At 43.5% G+C, this 21,980-nt stretch carries 15 protein-coding genes; 3 read left to right on the forward strand and 12 right to left on the reverse strand.

The features are described from left to right. From KSP24_RS24640 to KSP24_RS24680, 9 genes are all read right to left on the reverse strand, one after another. A partial coding sequence (locus tag KSP24_RS24640) for a non-ribosomal peptide synthetase (RefSeq protein WP_216977073.1) occupies window positions 1–9,264 on the reverse strand: 9,264 nt, incomplete at its 3' end. Window positions 9,265–9,498: 234 nt separating this feature from the next. Beyond that, complete coding sequence (locus tag KSP24_RS24645; RefSeq protein WP_025676547.1) at window positions 9,499–10,248, reverse strand: polyketide synthase; 750 nt, start codon at window positions 10,246–10,248, stop codon at window positions 9,499–9,501. A gap of 46 nt (window positions 10,249–10,294) precedes the next feature. After that, entirely contained in the window at window positions 10,295–11,056 is a 762-nt protein-coding gene (locus tag KSP24_RS24650) for an enoyl-CoA hydratase/isomerase (protein ID WP_216977075.1), read from the reverse strand. Further along, window positions 11,053–12,315, reverse strand: coding sequence for a hydroxymethylglutaryl-CoA synthase family protein (locus tag KSP24_RS24655; RefSeq protein WP_025676543.1), 1,263 nt, complete (start codon window positions 12,313–12,315; stop codon window positions 11,053–11,055). The genes KSP24_RS24650 and KSP24_RS24655 overlap by 4 nt, the downstream gene beginning before the upstream one ends. Before the next feature lie 15 nt (window positions 12,316–12,330). Then, a complete protein-coding gene (locus KSP24_RS24660) occupies window positions 12,331–13,578 on the reverse strand; it encodes a beta-ketoacyl synthase N-terminal-like domain-containing protein (RefSeq protein WP_216977077.1) in 1,248 nt (415 codons plus the stop codon). Beyond that, on the reverse strand, window positions 13,556–13,795 hold the full coding sequence (locus tag KSP24_RS24665; protein WP_013371940.1) for an acyl carrier protein: 240 nt from the start codon (window positions 13,793–13,795) through the stop codon (window positions 13,556–13,558). The genes KSP24_RS24660 and KSP24_RS24665 overlap by 23 nt, the downstream gene beginning before the upstream one ends. A gap of 25 nt (window positions 13,796–13,820) precedes the next feature. After that, on the reverse strand, window positions 13,821–14,582 hold the full coding sequence (locus tag KSP24_RS24670; RefSeq protein WP_216977079.1) for a 4'-phosphopantetheinyl transferase family protein: 762 nt from the start codon (window positions 14,580–14,582) through the stop codon (window positions 13,821–13,823). A gap of 109 nt (window positions 14,583–14,691) precedes the next feature. Continuing rightward, window positions 14,692–15,213, reverse strand: coding sequence for an antiterminator LoaP (loaP, locus tag KSP24_RS24675; protein WP_013371942.1), 522 nt, complete (start codon window positions 15,211–15,213; stop codon window positions 14,692–14,694). A gap of 326 nt (window positions 15,214–15,539) precedes the next feature. Beyond that, a complete protein-coding gene (locus KSP24_RS24680; RefSeq protein WP_040103360.1) occupies window positions 15,540–16,175 on the reverse strand; it encodes an MBL fold metallo-hydrolase in 636 nt (211 codons plus the stop codon). 572 nt (window positions 16,176–16,747) lie between these two features. Between KSP24_RS24680 and KSP24_RS24685 the strand changes: the two genes are divergently transcribed. Then, the gene (locus tag KSP24_RS24685; RefSeq protein ID WP_225683669.1) at window positions 16,748–17,206 is read left to right on the forward strand and encodes a carbohydrate binding domain-containing protein; all 459 of its coding nucleotides are present in this window, start codon (window positions 16,748–16,750) and stop codon (window positions 17,204–17,206) included. Between the two features lie 715 nt (window positions 17,207–17,921). After that, the gene (gene cysK, locus KSP24_RS24690) at window positions 17,922–18,863 is read left to right on the forward strand and encodes a cysteine synthase A (protein ID WP_090738768.1); all 942 of its coding nucleotides are present in this window, start codon (window positions 17,922–17,924) and stop codon (window positions 18,861–18,863) included. 204 nt (window positions 18,864–19,067) lie between these two features. Here the strand turns inward: cysK and KSP24_RS24695 are convergent, their stop codons facing one another. The 3 genes from KSP24_RS24695 to KSP24_RS24705 form a co-directional block, all read right to left on the reverse strand. After that, on the reverse strand, window positions 19,068–19,397 hold the full coding sequence (locus tag KSP24_RS24695; protein ID WP_137078861.1) for a YolD-like family protein: 330 nt from the start codon (window positions 19,395–19,397) through the stop codon (window positions 19,068–19,070). Window positions 19,398–19,570: 173 nt separating this feature from the next. Then, window positions 19,571–19,966, reverse strand: a complete 396-nt coding sequence (locus tag KSP24_RS24700) for a hypothetical protein (protein WP_216977081.1) — start codon at window positions 19,964–19,966, stop codon at window positions 19,571–19,573. Between the two features lie 80 nt (window positions 19,967–20,046). Next, on the reverse strand, window positions 20,047–20,334 hold the full coding sequence (locus tag KSP24_RS24705; RefSeq protein WP_216977083.1) for a hypothetical protein: 288 nt from the start codon (window positions 20,332–20,334) through the stop codon (window positions 20,047–20,049). 443 nt (window positions 20,335–20,777) lie between these two features. Between KSP24_RS24705 and KSP24_RS24710 the strand changes: the two genes are divergently transcribed. Then, window positions 20,778–21,401: a site-specific integrase gene (locus tag KSP24_RS24710; protein WP_216977086.1), complete on the forward strand. Its 624-nt coding sequence runs from the start codon at window positions 20,778–20,780 to the stop codon at window positions 21,399–21,401. The last annotated feature ends 579 nt before the right edge of the window (window positions 21,402–21,980 follow it).

Genomic DNA, 21,980 nt, shown 5'->3' on the forward strand with positions numbered 1-21,980 from the left:
TTCCCAGCAGGCTTCAATGAACAGCCTTTCCTGAGGGTCCATACTGAGTGCTTCCCGCGGTGCAATATTAAAAAACAATGGATCGAATTCCGCAAAGCCTTCGATAAAACCGCCCCACTTGCTGTAGCTTTTGCCATCAGCCACCGCTTCCTGTTTGTTAGACTGGAAGAATCCTTCCAGGGTCCAGCGTTCCTGCGGGATTTCGCCGATACAATCCTTCCCTGCTTTAAGATTTTCCCAATATTCGTTCATATCCTTCGAACCTGGATACTTTCCCGCCATACCAATGATGGCGATCGGTTCTCGTCTTTCCTCTGCGCCAAACTCCGCGTAGCTTCGAACAGACTTCACATAGCAACGGCTGGACTTCGTTGTCACCGTCTCCGCAATCGTCTGCCCCGCAACTGGCGTGCCTTCTTCTTCAGTGCACTGGGTTGCCGCAGTCGTTTCCTCCACCCGTTCCTTGTCCGGACTCATTCCAACCCACTGCATGCACCCCGGTGCATATTCTGCTACCAAATATTCCGCTAAGGCACGCAAGGTCTGGTACTCATAAAACAGCGTCTTGGACAGCTCGCCAAAAGACTCTGCCAGCTTGGCGTTGAGCTGGGTAATCATGATGGAATCAATCCCATAGCGCTCTAACGGCTCATGAGCTTCGATGCTGCTGACGCTCAGCCGGGTCACCTCTCCCAACAGCGCCTTGAGATGAAACAAAGTTTTATCGTAAAGTGAGGCCGTATCCAGCTTCGGCGCTGATGCCTCGATCGTACGGACATCTACCTGCGACGCTGCTTTCGCCAGATAGGCCTCGATTTTCTCGGGTTCTCCTTCCAGGACCATCACCTGCTCCTTGCCTGAGGACAGGCATTGGTACAACGCCTGAATGCCCGACTCGGTCTGTAAAGCCGTAATGCCCATATTTTGTCTCATGAGCTTTTCTGTGTCCGCATCGATCCGCATCCCACCCTCTTTCCACAGCGGCCAGCGGATGGATAGCGTCCGGCCCCGCCGTTGCTGGGCCTCCACAAGGGTATTCCGGTATGCTGCGTACGCATCCATAAAAGCGTTGGCGGTGGCATAATCGGCCTGCCCCGGATTGCCCAGACTGCCCGATATGGAGGAAAAGAGCACAAAGAAGTCCAGATCCTGACCGCTGCTTGCCTCATCCAGATGGGCCAGCCCTTGGACCTTCGGTCCCAGCACCTCGATAAATTCTTCCCTGCTTTTCTTGAGAATGAAGTTATCGTGAATGACCCCTGCACAGTGGATAATCCCGTGAACACACCCAAATTCCTCCTGAATGCTTTCCAGCAAGCTGATCACCGTATTCCTGTCGGTGATATCCCCCTGCTTATACACCACTCTGGCCCCTAAGGACTCCAGCTCCTTCAGCCGGATTTGCCTGTTTTCGTCCAGTGGCGACCGGCCTGTCAGAATCAAGGTCGCTGCTCGGGTATGCCGAACCAGTTCTTCTGCAACAAGCAGTCCCAGACCGCCAGAGCCGCCGGTGATAAGATACACGCCACCGTCTTTCCATGGCAGCTTCTCTTCTTCCCGGGACGGCTCGAACCTGTTCCAGCAAGCGGTTTTGCGTTGACCGCCCCCATAGCGTATCCATCCATCTACTGGACTACAGCTATTTTCCTCCAGCTTCGCCAGCAGACTTTCTGCAGATTCGCCCTGTTCCACTTCGATCAATTGCCCGATGAGTTTCGGATTTTCCAGTCGGGCGGTCTTCAGCAGACCCGAAAGTCCCGAAAAGAGCTGCCCTTCTCCAGCCGCCGTCACGACAAGCTGAACTAGCACCCTTCCCGAAGGATTGTCTTTGAGAATGCTTTGGATGCTCTCAAAGGCCTGAACTGCATAGGCCTGAAACCGCTCATCCACCCGGCTCTTCCCGGATGAGAAAGCCAAAACCTGCGCCGCTCCGTTCACTCTCGCTTCAAGCCGTTCAGGCAAAGCCTCGTCCGGCTCGCACAGCAAGATGATACGACGGTCATAGGCAGGAGCTTCGACCTCCGGCGGTACGTCCTGCTCCTTCCAGACTGGCTCAAACATCAGGGTATGGCTGGCTGCAGTCACAGGCGCTTCCACCACTGCTCTGACCCTTGCTGCCCCAGCCTCAACCTCAGGAGCCCAGCAGCGTTGCTGAGCAAAAGGATACGTAGGCAGACTGATTCTTTTCGGCCGGAGATCGTAATACAGCAATTTCCAATCAATATAGAAGCCTTTGGCCCATAGCTCTGCCAGCTTGTTCATTTCACGATTTGAGATCCATTTGCTCACTAATTCCTTGAACACTTCTTCCTGTTCAAACCATTGAACTGAATTTTGCTGATTATGTTCTCCCCTCCAGCAATTCTCGATATGTTCTTGTCCATTCGCGAACGATTCCAGTTTTTGCACCAGCTCGCTCGTATTCTTGACAATAAACGCTACCCGACTTTTCATTGCCGTTCGTCCTGTTTGAAGCGTAAAAGATACATTCGACAAATTGATTTCTTGAGAAGCTGTAAAGAAAGCCGAGAGATCCCCAGCATATGCCTTGAGGCGCTGATGATTTTTGGCAGACAAAGGAATAAGATAGTCAGCAGAATCGTTCATCAAACTGGATTTAGAGCGTTCGGGTTCATCATTGGCTATAAATTGTTCGAAAATGGCATGAGCATTCGTTCCCCCTATGCCAAAGGAGCTTAGTGCCGCCCGATGGGGAACTGACGCATGTTCCCATTTCCGCAGTTTATCAACAACATAAAAAGGCGAATCAGACAAATGGATATCGGTATTGGGTGTATCGTAATTAAGCGTTGGAGGAATCTCATTATGATATAAGCTTAAAGCGACTTTAATACACCCCGCCAAACCTGCTGCAGTATCCAGATGTCCGATATTGGTTTTGACCGATCCAATACCACAAAATTGTTTTTTGGCTGTATACTGCCTGAATGTATCATTTAGGGCAGCAAATTCAACCGGATCGCCCAATTTGGTTCCGGTTCCATGTGTCTCAATATAACTGATCGTTTCAGGATGAATTCCGGTTGATTCGATCGTCTTCTGAATAACTTCAGACTGACCCTTAACGCTTGGGGCATAAAACCCTAGTTTGTCAGTCCCATCGTTGTTCACGCCGACCCCTCGTAAAATCGTATATATATGGTCACCGTCTCTAACGGCATCCAGCGTTTTTTTCAGTAGAACAACTCCAACCCCTTCTCCGCCAATCATTCCGTCTGCAGAATCATCAAAAGCTCTAATATGACCATCGCTAGAAAAGTTCAAGCCAGGCTGATATACATAGCCTAAACTGTTGAAAGGAAAGATTGTTGACGCACCAACCAACGCGTATTTTGCTTCACCGGACAATAGGCTTTGCGAAGCTAAACGCAGTCCGACTAACGAGGAAGAACAGTTGGAATGCACAAATAGGCTGGGACCTTTAAATCCCAATTTATGAGATATCATAGTAGGAATGGTCCCGCCCTGTGCCAAAATCCAGGTTACATATTCATCCGCATTCCTCAGGACATTAGGCGACTGCGATGCCAAATTAGGAATAAATGATTGATAAAAACTGCTGCTCGCCGACATATACACACTGGTTTCAGGAATTTCTTTAGAAACATAACCAGCATCTTCAACAGCCTTCCATGCATGCTGTAACAGCAATTTCATCTGGGGGTCCATAAATTCAGCATTTTTCTGGGACAAATTAAAAAACTCAGGGTCAAAATACTCTTTCCCCTCAATTGTGCATTGTCCGGGCACATAGTTTGGATGCTCGACAATCTCTCTCTCCAGCCCTAATTGAGCTAGTTCATCTTCGGAAAAGTACCGGACACTCTCTACCCCTGCCCTCAAATTACTCCAAAACTCAACGTGGTTTTTCGCACCCGGAAAAAGGGACGAGATTCCTATGATTGCGATGCTATCCTCATAATAATCAGGGTAGGATGGTTTATGTTCATCTTCCTTCGAGTCTATTCCCTGTGAAATGGTATTTTCAGTGGTATCTGTTTGTTCTGTTGCAGAAGCTGGGGCCTCGCCTTTTACTTTCATGATATAAGCACTAAGTTCCCTAATCGTTGGATACTTGAACAGTGCTGTCACCGAAATATCGCATTCCAGCTTGTCCTTGATCTTTCTAACCATCTCTGCGGCTGTAAAAGAATTTCCACCCACGTCGAAAAAGGCATCATCCGTACTTAGATGATCGACATCCAGAAGCTTTTTCCATATTGTTAAAACTTGATGTTCAACATCTGATTGTGGCAAATGGATTTTTCTTGTTGCTGTCGCCAAATCGACCTTGCGACTCATTAATTCCTTCCGGTCTATTTTTCCATTCGGGGTCAATGGCAGCTTGTCTAGTTCGATAAAGAATGCTGGAATCATATAATAAGGCAAGAATGCTTTTAAATAATTTCGCACTTCTTTCGGGTCAAGTGAGGACTTCCCGAACTCGGAGTCGTTCCGCAAATAGTAGGCAACAAGTTGCTTATCCTCTCCTTGTTCCTTGGCAACCACGACGCATTCATCAATTCCTGGATATGTTCTGACCTGACCTTCAACTTCACTAAGCTCAATCCGAAAACCGCGAATTTTCACTTGATAATCCATCCGACCCAAATACTCAATAGAGCCGTCAGAAAGCCACTTGCATAAATCTCCAGTTCTATAGAGCTTAGTTCCGGGCTTGAATGGGTTGTCAATAAACTTTTCATCCGTAAGCACCGGCTGATTCAAATAACCTCTGGCCAAGCCACTGCCCGAAATGAAAAGCTCACCCGGAAGTCCAATAGGTACAGGTCTAAGGTGCTGATCCAAAATATAAATCTGAGTGTTGGCAATAGGCTTACCGATCGAAAGCGGCTTGTCGGCGGTAATCGTTTGAATTGTAGACCAAATTGTCGTCTCAGTCGGACCAAACATATTCCATGCGTCACCGTTGTTATGAACAAAATAAGATTTCAATGTTTCTGAAAGTGCTTCTCCGCCACAGAGCATTTTCATGTTCTCTTCGTTCTTCCAGCCAGCTTGAAAGAGCATGGTCCAAGTCACAGGGGTAGCCTGCATTATTGTCGGTTTTATTTTTTGTATCTCCTGCTTGAGTCTTTCGGCATCCTTGGCTTTTTCAGAACTGCAAACATAGCATTGAGCGCCTTTAATCAAAGGCAGGTATAATTCCAGTCCTGCGATGTCAAAGCAATACGTTGTCACTGCGAGCAGTTTGTCCTGCTCTGTTATGCCTGGCTTTTCTGCCATGGAAAGAAGAAAGTTGGTCAACGCTTTATGCGGGATCATGACCCCTTTGGGTTTCCCTGTACTTCCAGAGGTATATATCACATATGCCAAATGGCTAGACTGCACTTCCCGTTTGAGTGTCTTTCTCCCCTTTACACTACTTGTCAGAAGATCCCAATCGTTATCAAGAACAATGCAGTTCACATTGCTCCCTGCCAGCCGAGACACTTTTTCCAACAATCCCGATTGCGTAATGACAAGGGCTGCATTGGAATCCTGAAGCATATACTCCAATCGATCCTCCGGATAGTCTGGATCAAGCGGTACATAGGCTCCTCCTGCCAGAAGGATTCCCAACAGCCCAATGACCATTTCTAAAGACCGTTCCATGCAAATTCCTACCAGCGTATCAGGAGTCACGCCCTGATTTTGCAAATATATGGCGAGCAAAGTGCTCTTTTCTTTTAATTCCCGATAGGTAAGCGATTGTTCTTCATACACGACTGCAATAGCCTCAGGCGTTTTTCTTGCCTGTTTTATGAATAATTCGGGAAAGCATTTATCCGGATAACTCACTTCGGTTGCATTCCAGTCATAAAGGATGCTGTTCTTTTCCTCTTGCAATAGTACTGAATAGTCCTGCAGGGCCCCTGTAGGATTGCTCATTAGTGCTTCCGCTAATCCGATATAACGCTCAGCCATCTGTACAATAGTTGATTCATCGAACAAACCGGAACGATATTTGATATTTAATGTCATCTCTTGTTCCTGCTCCAGCAGCTCCAATACCAGCTCATATTCACCTTCCTGGTGAATTTCTTCTACCAACTCAACGGTAAAGCTATCGCTATACGGCGCACAAAGCTGCTGCAAGCTTGAAGTTTGTAGATAATTTTGGTAAGAAAAAACGGTTTGAAACACAGGCGAGCTCGCCAGCAGACGCGGCACATTTAATGCTCGAACCAGAGCCGGAAAAGGATAAGGAGCATGATCCATCCCATTGACTACGGTCATTTGCAATTTTTTCATGAAATCCAAGAATGTCTCTGTCTCCAACACTTGGCTGCGTATGGGAAGCATATTAACAAAATATCCAATTAGTTGGTCAAAACGCTCCTCTGGTCGTACCATAACTGGCATACCAACGATGATATCTTCCTGTCTCGAATACTGGTTAAGCAATATCACATACATACCTAGCAAGACGGTAGACAAGCTCATATATTGCGTACGAGCAAAAGATTTTACCCGATTGACCCAATCAACTGGAAGCCGCTTGGTGTATGTTTGTCCTTCCATGCTCGGAGTCAGAAAACCTGAGCGGTTATATGGAAGCTCTAGAGTCGGTAAAGTATCCGATAACTGTTGCTTCCAATAGGAAAGATGCTTCTCCCCTTCTGCACTGGCCAGCATCGTTTGTTCCCATTCCACAAAATCGTTATAGCTCGCGGCAGGTGGTAAAACGATCGGTCTATTTCCTCGTACCAAGTCTTTATATGCATCTAAAAAACTTTGAATAAAAAGGACGAAAGAACTACCATCAAAAATAATATGATGGATGACCACTAGTATGAAATGTTCTTGTTCGGACCTGGACATCAGATACACACGCATCATAGAGTCCTGTTCCAGCGCGAATGGCTGCTTTGCTTTGCTCCGAATAAAGGGCATGATTTCATCCGCTTTCAAGCTTGAAATATCCTCTACCTGCATATTGAACGGCTGAGCAGGATTCAGCATTTGATAAGGTGTCCCGTTTTCTTCTTCAATCACACTATTTAAAATAGGATATTGTTCTAAAACGGTGTGGAAAGCCTGTTTAACGTTCTCTATCTCCACTTTCGTATTAAATCGGAGACATATCGGTACATTGTAAGCATTGATTTCAGGAGACATTTTATGTAATAACCACAGTCCTTTTTGAACTTCAGAAAGTGGATTCCTTTGCAAACCGTGCAGGATTGTCTCGGTCTTGGCCTCTACAACCGGTTTATCTTTTTTAATCTTTTTGGCTAAATAAGCCGATAGCAGTTGAATCGTCGGGTATTCTAGAATTTCTCTTGCATTAACCTTGATCGGATAAGATTTTTCGATACCGCGTATGAGCTTCATGACAAGAATGGAATCGATGCCGTAGCCGTGAATATTTTTATTCAAATCCATTGCCTCGGACTCCAGATTCAGTTCCCCATGCAAAAATTGCACCATATATTCCTGAATCTTCAGCTGTATCAACGAAACAGCGTTTATAGTAACATCCGTTTCTCCTATCTCTGAATGCGCTGTTGAGAGGGTACTCCGATATTGATAAAGCGCCCTAAGCTCTTGTTTGATATAGGCATTACGGCAGACCTTTCTTTGAATTTTCCCGCTCCCCGTTTTGGGAATACTACCCTTTGGCAGCAAATATATATCATATATCTCAAGTTGATGTGTCCCAGATACAGCGTTCAGCATGTTTTCAACCAGTCGTTTATATTCCTGCTCATGAAGAGGTGCTTCAATCTCCTGTACGACGATTACCTTTTCCTGACCATTGATTTCGGCGGAAAATACAGCGATAGGCAAGGTCAACTCCGGCATATTCTTTTGGATGGTCCATTCAATATCGACAGCATGATGATTTTTACCATGAATGATGATGACTTCCTTCTCTCTGCCGATGACATAGATATGATTGTCTGCAATAAAACCAAGGTCTCCTGTACGGAAAAAACCGTCTTCTTGTGTATTGGAAAGTACCGCCTCAAAAGTGCTGTCCGTTTCTTCCTTCCTGTTTAGATAGCCCTCTGCCGTCCGATCGGATTTAATCCAAATCTCGCCGATTTCCCCTGGTAGGCATTGCATATGACTTTCAGGATGAACAATCCGTATTTCTGTTGGAGCTTCGATTTCCCCGCAGCTGACAACGGTCTTTGATGGATTCTTCTCATCTGTGTATTGGACTCTTCTTTGCTCCAAGCTAGGAATATCCAAATTAAGAAATCTCATCGATTGGCCCGGTTTTACACTGGTAACAGGACACAACTCAGATAAGCCGAGAAGAGGACAAAATATATCTTCTTTAAGCCCTAATGCCCGGAAATTATGAATGAAATTTTCGTAACTCTCCTTCCGAATGGGCTCACCTGCACATATAATAGCTTGGAGATGGTGTAGAGAATATTCCTGTAGTGAAGTTATGTCCAAGGTGGAGCAGCAGTAATCGAATGCAAAGTTTGGCGCAGCCGTATGGGTAGCCTGATACTTGTCAATCATTTGAATCCAGTGTTCCGGATTTTTAGCAAAGCTTTCTGGTGGGAGAAGAATGCTTGAGGCACCATTGAATAGCGGTACCAAAATATTGTTTTGCAGTCCAAAAGCATGGAATTGCGGCATCCAGGACACGATACGGCTATTTTGGTCAATTCTCCATTGCTCAGCCTTAACTTGATTCATCAAACATCTATGGCTGAGAATTACGCCTTTAGGCAGGGATGTAGAGCCTGATGTGTACAGCAAAAGGGCCATATCTTCAGGTGCTGGCATTCTCATCTTCATATCGACGTGGGCGGCGCTCTTCTGAAAAATCTCATCAATATTTAGGATACGAAACGTTCTATACTCTGGTTGTGTTTGGAGAAAGGCTTTGAATGCAGTATTTGTTATGATACATACAGCCTCGGAATCTGTTTGAATAGGCTTTATTTTCTCAAGCATTTTTTCATCTGGCTCTGCTGCTGTAATGGGTGTAGGGATGGCTACGATGTTTGCATAAAAACATGCCAGCATGCTGCTGATATATCCCAGACCCTGTGGAAATACAAGAAGCGCTCTTTCCTGCGCGGCCAGTTCTTTCATTAGAATGTTGCCCAAAGTTTGCACTTGCAGCAAAAGCGTGGTTCCCGTAAGAACTTGAGGATGCTCTCCTTCATTTTCAAAAGTAAACAACTCTGTTTCAGGAAATTGCCGGCAAGTTTCCATAAAAGAAACGATCGGGATATTAAGGTCTGATCTTTGATCATGTTTACGTGTCATTCATCCACCAACTCCTCAAAACACAAAATTTAAATACAACATGAGCTAAATGCTTATCACGATGTCTATTTTGAGCTGCTGTTTCACGTTTGAAGCGTTGCCTAATCGAAAGTAGCAAAGAAAAAACGAGTGATGAGAAAGGCTATGTGCCCCTTTCACACTCGTTTCCAGATTCCCATGAACAACCGTAAAAGGCGTTCAACAAATCTCGATAAATTAATCTATAAAAAATTGTTATTTTCCAAACAGGTTGATAATTCGTTCTTTAACCTCGGCTTGATGAAAGGTCTTCTCATGCATAATCAGCTCTTGTTCTACGATTTTGGGAAGCTGAGCTCGGAGTGGAGCAACCAGATGATCCTTTAACGTGATTAATGAAAATCTGGGTTTTTCGGCAAGCTGTCTAGCAAGGTCCAACCCATAGCTCATCACTTCTTTGCGAGGCAGAACTGGAAACGGCACTCCCCGCTTCTCCAGTTCTGCACCTCGGTAATTCCCCCCATTTAACAGTAATTCTTCTCCCAGGCTGAACCCCAGTTTTTGGGGAATAATGAACGTCGCACCCATTCCCGGTGTGAATCCATATCTCATAAAATTAGTCGTGTACATACTTTCTTTGCTCAGGATTACGAAATCAGAAAATAGCCCCATGACAAAGCCCCCACCAACCGCATGGCCCTGCATGGCAGCTATCACTGGAACTCTGCAGTTCAATGCCAGAGAGTAAATATTTTCATCAGTAAACTTCGATGTTCCTTCATGTATAGCCAATAGTCCTTCTTGCGTCCCACCAGTGGCAAAGTAGTTGTCATACCCTGTTAGAATTACGACTTTGCAGGTCGAGTCATCCTGGATCGTATGGAACGCTTCTCTAAGTCCATGAGTCATTTCAAGTGTAAATGTATTTTTATGAACTCTATCTTGCATTGTTACTTGAATAATCCCTCGCTCGAGTTCAAGTAACTCAACCACAGATTGTGACATGATGATCTACTTCCCCCTAAGCATCCCGTCTTGTGGCAAACGCCCATCAGTCCATCCACGGAAATTGACCTGTTTCGACATAGCGGAAAATGCCCTTAAGATTTTGAGCGTCTGAAAACACCTCTTGATTGGAAGCCAGCGCCAGTGGTTTGCACTGACGCAAATCGCTGAGTTCGTCCATAAAGCGCTTGTAGCGTAAAATACCCGTTTTGGACAATCGTCTAAGACGTAATAAATGCTTGCGCAGCACCGTATCGCTCTGTGCGTCATACACATCAACCAATCCCCATGAAAGGGCCTGTTGAACCATAATTGGCTGTGTCATTAATGTCAAATAATTCGCTTTTTGAAATCCAATTCTGCGTACTAAAAAGGGCAGAACACAAGCAGGGAAAAGCCCAAATAACAATTCCGACAGACTAAACTGTGCTGTCTGATCTGCTATCACAATGTCGCTGGCAGCAATAAATCCGATACCGCCAGCGTTTGCCTTTCCTCGCACATGAGAAATCGTGATATAGGGCCCCGTCGCCAGTTTTAACCACAGATCATACAGAGGTTCGGGATTCTGTGCATGCTCATGTTCATTTGTCATGGTTTCGTACATTCCTTGAAAATCCGCTCCAAGACAGAACACCTCCGGCAGACCTTCCAAAACGACGATCGTAACCGATTCCTCACACAGTGCAAGCACGTGCATGCATTCCTCAATGAGGATGTTATTAATCGTGTTATTTGCCTCCGGTCGGTAAAACCGTAAATAACAAATCGAATCTTGGAACCGAACCTGAATCGTTTGATAATTCATGATTCCCACCGATATTTGCGGTGGAATTCATAAATTTCTTCCAGATATAACCGCTGTCTCCCTTTCCCGGAATCAATCACTCCCGAAACCAATTGAAAATCCAGTTTGGTGTTGCGGGTTCCAAAGCGTACAGCACCGCTGCCTTTCAGCAAAGATTCATATTCATCCATGGATAATTGATAGCGATCATCCAAATTACGCTCGATCTCAAAACGACGCAGATACTCCTGGCCTTGCGGCATGACCACACCGCTATAAAATTCTGAGCAGCAGCCTGATCCATAGGAAAAGCAACCAATCCGCTTCGGAGAATCAAATGTGCCCTTATCAATCGTACCTGCCAAGGACAGGTACAAGGTCGCACCCATAATATTGCCGACTCGTTGGCAATACTCCAATCCTGGCTTGACACGTTGTAAATAATCCGCCTCAATCTCATTCGGTTTGGCCTGAGTCATCCTTCGCATCATTGTTCGATGCGCTCCTTTTACCATTCCACCGAATGGGGTATGGAAGGAAAGATACTGGAAGGTATCTTTATAATCCACCCCTTTTACCCGTTTCTGGTATTCCAGAAATGCTTGCTCGCAACAGTCCAGATAGGACATTAAAGACAAGTCCGCATCTCCGGCCTCGCTATCTGGTATCGGCCGGCAAGTATCCATCACCTCATAGCCATAATATCCATTAGCACCCGCATCGACTTGGAATATATGAGGATTTTCACTAATGAGCATGGCCACAGCTCCTGCTCCTCCGCTTGGTTCAGCGTAAGACCAATCCTCACTCAAAACATCCCCGCCTTCAGCGGCAATAAATCGTGAGATATCAGTGGCAATGACAAGCGCTTTGGCCCCTGGAGAAACCTGGGATAAAATAAAATTCACCGCCATTTGGAATCCGGCAGTCCCCGAATAACAGGCTTGCTTGAGTTCAAATAGCCTGCAATTCCGATTCAGCCCCAAATAGTGGTGAATATATGTACTGATTGATTTGCCAAAATCAATGCCTGATTCTGTACAGGTTATAAGCATTTCGATGCGGTTTTTTTCCGCTTCAGAGAGGGCGTCCACCAGCGGTTTTGCCGCATTGACTCCGAAGGTAACCGGATCTTCATAGGGCAGAGCAACAGCCTTTTCTTTCATTAATAAATTTTCAAATCTCGCTGGGTCCAACTGTCTGTGCTGCGCTAATTGCATGACATCCAGATAGGCTGAGCCCCCAAAAACGTTCATCGCCTCTATTCCTACCAATACCATAACGCTCCCCCTTTCTTAAATACCCGACTCACACTTTTGCATACAAATGGCAGTATTGATTCCGCCAAACCCCATGCTTAGGTTCATAGTATTATGAATAGCTGCTGGAATGGGCTCATTTTTCACCCAGTTGCAATCCACTCCGATAGGCTTCTCCAAATTACGCGTAGGATGAAGTTTCGACTCCTTCATTTGTAAAAGAGTAGCAATAATTTCAACCGTTCCAGCCGAGCTCAGGCCATGACCGATAATGGATTTGGTTGCATTGATGTAAGCGTGCGATAAATTGCAATCCTGTATTGCCTTTATTTCGATCTCGTCCCCAACGACTGAGCCTGTCCCGTGGGGATTAATATAATCAATCTTTTCTGGCTGCAGCTTCGCTTTCTTCAAGGCCCTTTTAATCACCTGAACCTCGCCTTCATAAGAGGGATTGGGATTTCGATTCCGATCCATCCCCATGTCCCAGCCTGTAAGCTTTGCATAGGATTTCCCCTGACGCTTCATTTTAAAATCTGACCGCTCAATGACGATAACTCCGCAAGATTCCCCATATATGAACCCGTCGCGCATCTGATCAAAGGGGCGACAAGCCTTTGCCGGTTCATTAGCGTATCGGTCGCTTCCCATGGCCCCCAAGGATCGCAACGCCTGGCATTCCATATACGAAATATCCATCAACGCCCCCATCGCAATGCACACATCAACCCGATTTGCTTGAATTGCCTCAATCGCTTGAATGATGGCGACTTGTCCGCTTGCGGAAGCCCCACCGACAGTATACGCTAACCCTTGAATGCCGAATTGCTCGGTACATAGTCCGCATAAATCAGTATCCATAAAGGATAGCCCATAGGTTGGAGGTACAAAGTGCATTTTTTCCCGATAAGCCTCATAGGTCTGAAATAATTCCCGTTGCTGAAAATTAGATCCTCCAATCACGAGCCCAATGCGGCTAGGGTCGACGTGATCCAGTTTAGCATCATCCCAGGCTTCTTGAAGGGTAACCATTGCCACCTGTCCTGAAAATGATGCGGTTCGTAACATTCGTTTGGATATGGACTCCGGATAAGATAGAGATGGCAGCTCCGCACCTATAAATGAAGCTTCTCCTTCTCTGCCGGGACGTTGCATAACTCCAAATGCATGTTGCCCTTTGAATAATGCCGAAGCAAAGGCCGTCTTCCCCTGACCAATCGCCGAAGTAACACCAATGCCCGTAATAACTAATTCAGGCTGTTTATAATTTGGCATAGAGCGCATCTGCCAATTCTCCTATATTTTTCACGCCAGATAACTCAACGCGCGGGATATTAAGAGATAATGCTTCCATAGTCTTCATTACAATTTCGGCTCGATCTACCGAATCCGCACCCAAATCTACCAAGCGATCGTCATACTGGAACTGGTGATCATTTAATTCCGGGAGCACTTCACAAATACAACCTTTAACGAGTTCAAACACTTCTTCTTTACGCATGTTTACCCTCCTAAAATTGGATTATCTACAAACAGCTTGGATGAAAAATCGAATTAAATTGCTCATACAATCGAGACATATTCATACTCCATTCCGTCTTCCTTGGCGCTACAATAGTAAAGATGTAGTTCCCCAACCGATACGACTGGGCAGCATATTGTGGAAAGTGCGAAAATGTACTCTGAAAGCATCCACTTTTAAATCTGATCTCGTTAATTTCAAGCACTTGCAATGATGCTGTAAAACCGGTGCGCAATATTTTCGAAATCGCCTCCTTTACCGTCCAAGAAACCGTCAATAAAACAGAGTACTCCTCTACTCCCCGAACGGCTACGATTCTTTCCCTTTCTTCCATCGTCAACTGGCTTTCCATGGTCTTATTTCGGTTAGGACTTATCCTCTCAATATCAACCCCCATAGGATGCGCTTCTGGAAAAACAACAGCGGTCCCAATATCATCACAGTGGGCGATGCTCACTTGGTATCCAGGGGCGCCGGTAGTTCGAAGCAAGGGCTGGCCGAAAACACCTGTCTCCACGCTTATGTTGCTCAGGTTCGACTCACTCAACAGCAACGATGCTGCCTGTTTAGCACTTAGCCTGCCGAGCAGAAAGTTGGATTTTCGGCGCTGGAATAGCAGGCTCTCAAAGTAGCTACATTCATCTGAATGAAAAATCTCTGGATCGAGAGAAGCACCGGCATAACAAACTGCATGTACAAAACTTACAGCCGCCTTCATCACAGTATCTTCCCGCGTCAATATGAGCTGTTCCGTATACAAGACCACATGCATATCCCCCTATGAACAGGCAAGCCCAAACCAAAAAAAACCTTCAAATCCCTTAAGGGCTCTGAAAGCTTCCACATGGAGAAAAATATTCTCACAATTGTTCTATTTAAACTTTACTAATAATTTCTAAAGCTACGTTCACTAGTCTGATATCACCCATAAATTCTAACTGAATAACCGCCTGTCTTTTATGCCTGTCTATCTTCTTAACTATGCTGCTTCTTCCTTTAAGTGGTCCTTCTATGATACGTATATTGTCTCCTTCAATAATTCCAGTTGAGCATTCTATACAATATCTATCATTGCATAAACTCTCTAAAACTTGTCTCTCGCAATCTCGCATGGAGGCTTCTAACTTCGAATATCTCAATAAACGAATGATATCACTGGAAGTATAAATCATTGAATTTGTACTTGTTACGAACTGCAAGTCAGGTAAGTTGGACTCAATAAATACATAACTGGGGAACAAAGGTGCTAATTCTTTCTTGACTGTTCCTGCTACTTTAAAAAGTCTCTCTTGGATCGGTATAAATGGTTTGTAAACTTCAGAATCAAACCACTTATTAAAAAGTTGTTTAACCCTTTCTTCCCTACCCGTTCGCACAAAAAGCACATACCAATTCACTCCGCTCATCTCCTAACAAAACATACTGCCAAAATCAACTCCTATAATGTCCGCTGCCAGTATATGCATAGCTTCGCCCTTTCACTTATCTGATGGATAAGCTACAATCTCTCACGATATGTCCCTCATCAGTGGTTAACGTGACCCGCCAGCGATTAACCGCAAACAAGTTCCTTTATTTTTCATATAATCATATAAATGGAATAGTATAATTCCATTATAATCCTCTGCCCAAACAGTGTCAATTGCCATTTTGGCAACACCCCAGTCTATCTTTAGGGGGGTGGATGCCCTATCCCCCTTTAGAACTCACCCTTTTTACCAACTCATTTGAAATTGAATAGACCTTTTTGGTTGGGACGCATTCTGAAATTAATAAACGGTTTCATACTCGTAAATTGAAAATAAATATTTTCATCCATAAGGTGACTGAGTGGGAAACCAGGTGCTTTACCATATGAATGAGCAGGATAAATTTGAATGGAGCTATCAACCTCTCGCTTTATTTTTTGAACGCTATGATATAAGTCTTTCGGATCTCCTCCATTCGGATCACAAAATCCACAACCTTCAATGAAAATGGTATCCCCCGTAAATAAGTGATTGGATAAAAGATAGCACACACTTCCCATGGTATGCCCAGGGGTCAGAAGACTTATAATTTCTGTTTCTCCAAGTTTGATAAAGTCCCCATCTTTAATAGGATGTAAATTTTTACATCTAAAATGGTAATAATCGATTTCTTGTATTGACATGAATACGTGCGGTCTATACTTTTCCAGGAGCGGATTTACCAAATTAACATGATCTAAATGTGAATGGGTTAATAAAATGGCTCTTAGATTACCATTCAACTGTCGAAGATATGACTCTATTTTTAATATATCCCATGACGGATCGACAATGGCAATGTCTCCTGTTTTTTTATCCATTACAATATATACATAGTTAATAAAATTCATAAAACGGACTCTTAACTGTTCCATATGGTATGTCAGACTCATGTCAGCTTTACTGAACCCACCTTCCATGGCCAAATCAAAATTTGTGCGTAAAATTCACTGTTCAAATGCGGCTGAATTGATCTGCATCACTACGCGTTTCCTATGCTGCAATCTTTGCTAAGAGTTCCTGAATAACAAGCATTCCTGCGCTTTTCGGGATCATTCTTGTCTCCGATGGTCTCTCTGTAAAAAGTTGCTGTACCAACGATTATAGCAACTTATGCAATAGAAGGGCTTTGACTCTCTGTTACAAGATTTTGCACTATAAAGTCGAAAAAGCTGCACTGAAAAGGCCGCAAGGCCCAGTATTACGTAACCAAAAAAATACCGCCCTACGACGGTATTTTTGGTTTCTCTTAATATGAACACTATTATTCACACTTTCATAAACTACTAATACAAAATACATTTTTTACAGAAAGAGAGTTGTTTAAATGAAACCTAAAAAAGCTGGAAAAAGTACAACTACTGTCCGTAGAGGGATGAATAGATCCCCTATACAACCTCACACATTGAAGAAGAAAAAAATTTTGCCTACCCAGGCTGTTGTTAGAAACGGTGGCTTTGAAGATCAGGATTTGACACCTTGGATTGCAAACGTCAGCAACGTGACAGGTCAAATCTTTATTACCAGAACCAACCCGCACAGTGGCAATCAAGCCGTCAGAATCTCAGCTAACCCGGGGCACAGCGTCTCGCTTAGACAAACGATTTCCGATCTGAGTAGAGGAAGAAGATACCGTGTGACCTTCTGGGTACGTAATTTGATCAGGCCTTTTGGCGGTCGGCTTCAAATTAGTCTAGGAGAGCAAACCTACACAATTCAGCTAAACTCGCTACCTTCATCACAATATGAGAGAGTCTCCCGTACCTTCTCAATCTCAGGGAATTCGGGGACAGTCTCTAGAGATTTAGTGTTCCGTGTTACAGCGCAGGATGCTTTTGCCACCATTCTTTTGGATGATGTATCAATATCCAGATTAAGATAACAAATCACTTGGTGGCATAATTATCCTTACAAAACACAAAACTAAACTGGATTTTTATAGCATGTAATTTACCAAAATAACAACGCCTCCTCCGCATACTAACGGTAAGGCGCTTCGTTGGTCCTGTGTACCTACGGATTGCTCCATTACAGCTACACAGGACCTAGCGTTATTTTCATCTGATTAACACTGATGAGATCGAGATAAAACATGAAATGCCGAGGACCAGGATTGAACCGGTACGGTAATCACCTATCGCAGGATTTTAAGTTATGAGTTTTTAATACACTGTAGTCGCACACAGTTCCACAAGCCAGTATTCTCAAGGCTTTTATGTGTTCGTATATGTTCTCATTTGGACTGTAATCTATACAAAACACTAGAGTCTGTCCCCAATAAAAAGAGCAGAAGGATTAATTCCTTACTGCTCTTTTTGCCTTCTATTAAATACAAAATCCTGGGAAAAAGCCAGTTTATTATGAACCGTGATAATTATTCTGAAATTAAAAAATGATACACCGTATACATTCTTAATGACTCTCTTGGTTCTGAATAAACTTGGTCTATTTTTTTATGAATAGCACCTTAGGCTTAAACTGTTCCATCCGTTCCTGCTCCTCACTATGAATTAACAGGACATGGTTATGAAAAAAAATTCATGATAATATGTATGTCACAGTAAGTAGATATGAATTAATTGTTTGGAGGGATAATTTTGACTAAAATTCACCAAAAGTTGACAGAGTTAATTGGAAATACTCCTTTGTTAGCACTGTTAAACTACAGCCAAATCCAAAATATTGAGGCAAACGTGGTAGCAAAGTTGGAATATCTCAATCCGGCTGGTAGCGTTAAGGACCGCATTGGATATGCTATGATTAAAGACGCTGAGGAGAAAGGCTTAATCAATAAAGACTCCATTATTATCGAGCCGACAAGTGGCAATACTGGAATCGGACTTGCATTTGCGGCTGCGGCTCTTGGATACAAACTTATAATTACACTTCCTGAAACGTTTAGTATCGAACGTCGCAAGCTTTTGACTGCGTTCGGTGCTGAGCTTGTGTTAACACCGGGATCCGAGGGGATGAGAGGCGCTATCAAGCGTGCTGAGCTTTTGGCTGCCGAAACACCAAACTCTTTCATACCACAGCAGTTTAGCAATCCTGCCAATCCAGAAATTCATCGCAAAACTACAGCTGTGGAAATCTGGGATGATACGGACGGCGGTGTAGATATTTTTATCGCGGGCGTAGGTACAGGTGGAACTATTTCGGGCGTTGGACAGGCATTGAAGGAACGAAAACCTTCTGTAAAAGTGATAGCCGTCGAACCGTTCGATTCACCAGTGCTGTCTGGCGGTAATCCAGGTTCACATCAACTACAAGGACTCGGTGCTGGTTTCATTCCAAATAACTTTAATGAAGAATATGTAGATGAGGTTTTCAAAGTTAAAAACGAAGATGCGTTTGAAACTGCTCGCCTGCTTGCAAAAACAGAAGGGCTGCTTGTTGGTATTTCTTCTGGGGCTGCGGTTTATGCAGCAACACAAATTGCGAAACTTCCAGAAAACAAAGGCAAGATGATCGTGGTCATATTACCTGATACAGGTGAGCGTTATTTGTCCACTCCGCTTTTCTCAGACGTAGAATTATAAAACTCCGAAGGCAGGGATCCCCCTGCCTCTTTTGTTAACTTTCCAGCCACATATAGGATTTTTCTTTTTTAGTTAATTAGCTAAAACACTAGCATCAAATGCTCCTCGAAAGACTTCGACTTGGATTGTCGCAGGTAAGGGGTTGAAAACATTTCTTGTTTGTTGGATAACGTCAGTAGAATATTTACTCCTTTTAGATTTTTGCTAGATACTTGCTGAAATGATACCCTCCAACTCGATCAAACTAAAATTATCCTCGCCACGAAACAGTTTTACTTCCCTACGAGCAGTATTTATAGACGTGATTACACCTGTGCGTTCTTCGTCATCGAATGGGCTAAAAACCACCAATGTTATAGGCTGACATGTGTTGTAGAGCTCTATAAGCGCTTGCTCGATCAACTGGGCTTCCTGATTGTCAAGTTCCGGCTTGCCTCCCCGCTGACGGTCTTTCATGAGTTTTAAGTACGCTTCCTTGTGTTCTGGTATGATAATCCGACTGCTTTCCCACAAGCCATTACCTTCACTGAACAACGTATACCCTTAATGGCTTAATGCAACAGCGAATAGTTCTATATCCGACTTTAACACTTTATATGTATGGTTCATGCTATTCACCTCAGAATAGGCATTTGCTGGATTGGTGTAGTATTCCTTTAACGACAGAAAAAGACTCGCCACTTATCCAGCGAGCCTTAATTTTAAGTTTAATGCAACGGAGCCAGATCCCAATCCGTCTGTAAATCGGCGCCAAACTGTCTTATTGCTTCTTTAGTAGCAAAAAGGCAGAAGTCTTGTTGGGAACCGTAAAAATTCAGCTGATATAGAGTACCCGAGTCAAGTTCTTCCCAGCTTAACTCATAAAGGTCTTTCTCGAATGAGGAGTAGAATCCATTCAAACTTTCTACGGGAAATTGCGAGGTTGCTTCAATATAATTCTTAAGTGTGATATTTGTCCACCCAAAATCCAAATCATATACCTTTCTATTTGTTTTAAAGTATTTGAAATTGAGCTGACACCCTTCACGTTCACCCGGGATATGATATTTGAATGTAAATTCAACCCATGTTCCTTCTTCATTTTTGTCTTTAAGAAGAGCCATTGTTTTCTCCTCTTTATTTAAAATTCCACATAGACTTAAACCAACGCTTTTTCACATTTACTCGGTAATTAATAGTGTCCTTACCGTTTGAAAAGTTGTTGTATTGTAAACTTAATTATATGACCAATTGATGCTGGTTGAGCTGCAAACGGAGTAATATGATTTTGACTAAATTCAGATTGAATGCCAGACTGATTTTCCTTGTATTCTTCATACACTTTATCCAACTGTCTGTCATATTCTTCAGTAACTTCTTCAGACTGATGAGTGATTTCTTCAGCTGAAGCTGAAGTTGCAGTCAAACCAAAAATATTAAATAATAAAATAACGGATAAAATTGCGGAAAAATACTTAGCTATTCTCTTCAAGTTAGCACCTCTATGTTTTATTTTTAACAAGTATGGTTGGCCAACCAATATTTACAATAATAGTATAACTTGAATTATTATACAATTATGTTCTTTTTTCACACTCGAAATTTTAACACATATTTTTGAATTTTATTTATTGAATTTAATTGTAGAAATGCAACAACACCCCACTAGCTTAGCTAGTGGGGTGTTGCCAATGCTTTCGGATTGCACAACAGTGCTTCCTTATGTGTTGTTGTCAGCATAATTATTCGGATGATTTTGTAAACAAAATATGTTAGTTCATGTTGATCACCTCGATCATTCATTCGGTGAATGGTGTGATAATTCCTTCAATGACAAAAAAGGCTCATCCGAATAACTGGGTAGATCCTTTTTAGTGGTTTTGAATTAATGATTATACCGCAACGCTCTCTGCCTTTATGCTGATACCTTGCTGTATGATTGAAAATGAGTGGGTTCCGAAGTACGCCGTAATAGAATTAAAGAACGGAACCACTTTGGAATCTCACTGCTCCAAAATCAACAATCACGTTCTGCCGAAAATTGGCCATATGCCTATTGATGAAGTTACAATCATGATTTTAGTGAAATTGTTCGCTGATATGAGAAAGCCTGGCGCCCGTGTTGATAAAAAAGATAAAAAGTCTACTCTTGCATCGCGTACAATCCAGTATGCTTACGATGTAACAGATAGCATATTCCAACGAGCTACAGAATGGCGTGTACTGATCAAAAATCCCCCGGGAGGCGTTAAACGTTCACAAATTAGCAAAGAGGATAAAAAGGCCAGGAAAGACCGCAAAAATTACTTTGAAGAAGATGAGGCAGTCGAGGTAATTGATAAGTTACTTTATACAGACTCTAAATGGAAACTCTTTTTCTTAGGAGCGATAATGGGAGGATTCCGACGCGGTGAGTTAATTGCTTTAGACGAAGACGATTGCGATTTTGAAAACAGCAGATTGAGGATTGACGAGAGCATTTCAAGCACCAAAAATGGCCAGGCGGACATTACAGATACTAAGAATAAAGCACCTAACGATTATGTAGATATGCCTTAATGGTATATGGAGGAACTGGTCGTCCATGTTAAAAACATGTGTAAACTAAGGTTTGAGCCAAAGGCAAATGGGATATGGAAAGGCGGGGATCGGAAGTTTATTTTTCACTCAGGTACAGGGAAACCTATTACCATAAAACGCCGTCCCAGCAGTGGAAAAACTAGTGTGAGGGGAACGATTTCCGTAATGCATCACTTCATGGTCTCCGCCATACAAATGCAACGTATTTGCTGGGTCAGGGAACATCCATCAAGGAGCTTCAACATCGATCGCGACATTCCACTCCACATCTCAGGTGACTTCAGATACCTATGCTCACGTCAGCAAGAAGCTCAGTCGTAAAACGACAGCGCACCTTGACATCTTCGATCCAAAAGTTCGTCCCCAATCCGTCCCCAAAAGCGAAAAAGGCGCTCGCTCCCTGTGATATGAGTGTTATGGTCTCAATTCCTAAAAAAGCAAAAAACCCTTGAATATCAAGGGTTTTTTACAAAAAAACTAGTATGCCGAGGACCGGGATCGAACCGGTACGGTAGTCACCTACCGCAGGATTTTAAGTCCCTTACGAATAGTAAGCGT

This window comes from Paenibacillus sp. AK121 (assembly GCF_019042715.1).
Lineage (GTDB): Bacteria > Bacillota > Bacilli > Paenibacillales > Paenibacillaceae > Paenibacillus > Paenibacillus polymyxa_C.

Excerpts from the sequence above, each read along its gene's own strand:
- KSP24_RS24655 (WP_025676543.1), bottom strand. The coding sequence starts at position 12,315 with ATGGTATTGGTAGGAATAGAGGCGATGAACGTTTTTGGGGGCTCAGCC.
- KSP24_RS24650 (WP_216977075.1), bottom strand. The coding sequence starts at position 11,056 with ATGAATTATCAAACGATTCAGGTTCGGTTCCAAGATTCGATTTGTTAT.
- KSP24_RS24700 (WP_216977081.1), bottom strand. The coding sequence starts at position 19,966 with ATGGCTCTTCTTAAAGACAAAAATGAAGAAGGAACATGGGTTGAATTT.
- KSP24_RS24660 (WP_216977077.1), bottom strand. The coding sequence starts at position 13,578 with ATGCGCTCTATGCCAAATTATAAACAGCCTGAATTAGTTATTACGGGC.
- KSP24_RS24665 (WP_013371940.1), bottom strand. The coding sequence starts at position 13,795 with ATGCGTAAAGAAGAAGTGTTTGAACTCGTTAAAGGTTGTATTTGTGAA.
- KSP24_RS24710 (WP_216977086.1), top strand. The coding sequence starts at position 20,778 with ATGATTGAAAATGAGTGGGTTCCGAAGTACGCCGTAATAGAATTAAAG.
- KSP24_RS24680 (WP_040103360.1), bottom strand. The coding sequence starts at position 16,175 with ATGAATTTTATTAACTATGTATATATTGTAATGGATAAAAAAACAGGA.
- KSP24_RS24645 (WP_025676547.1), bottom strand. The coding sequence starts at position 10,248 with ATGTCACAATCTGTGGTTGAGTTACTTGAACTCGAGCGAGGGATTATT.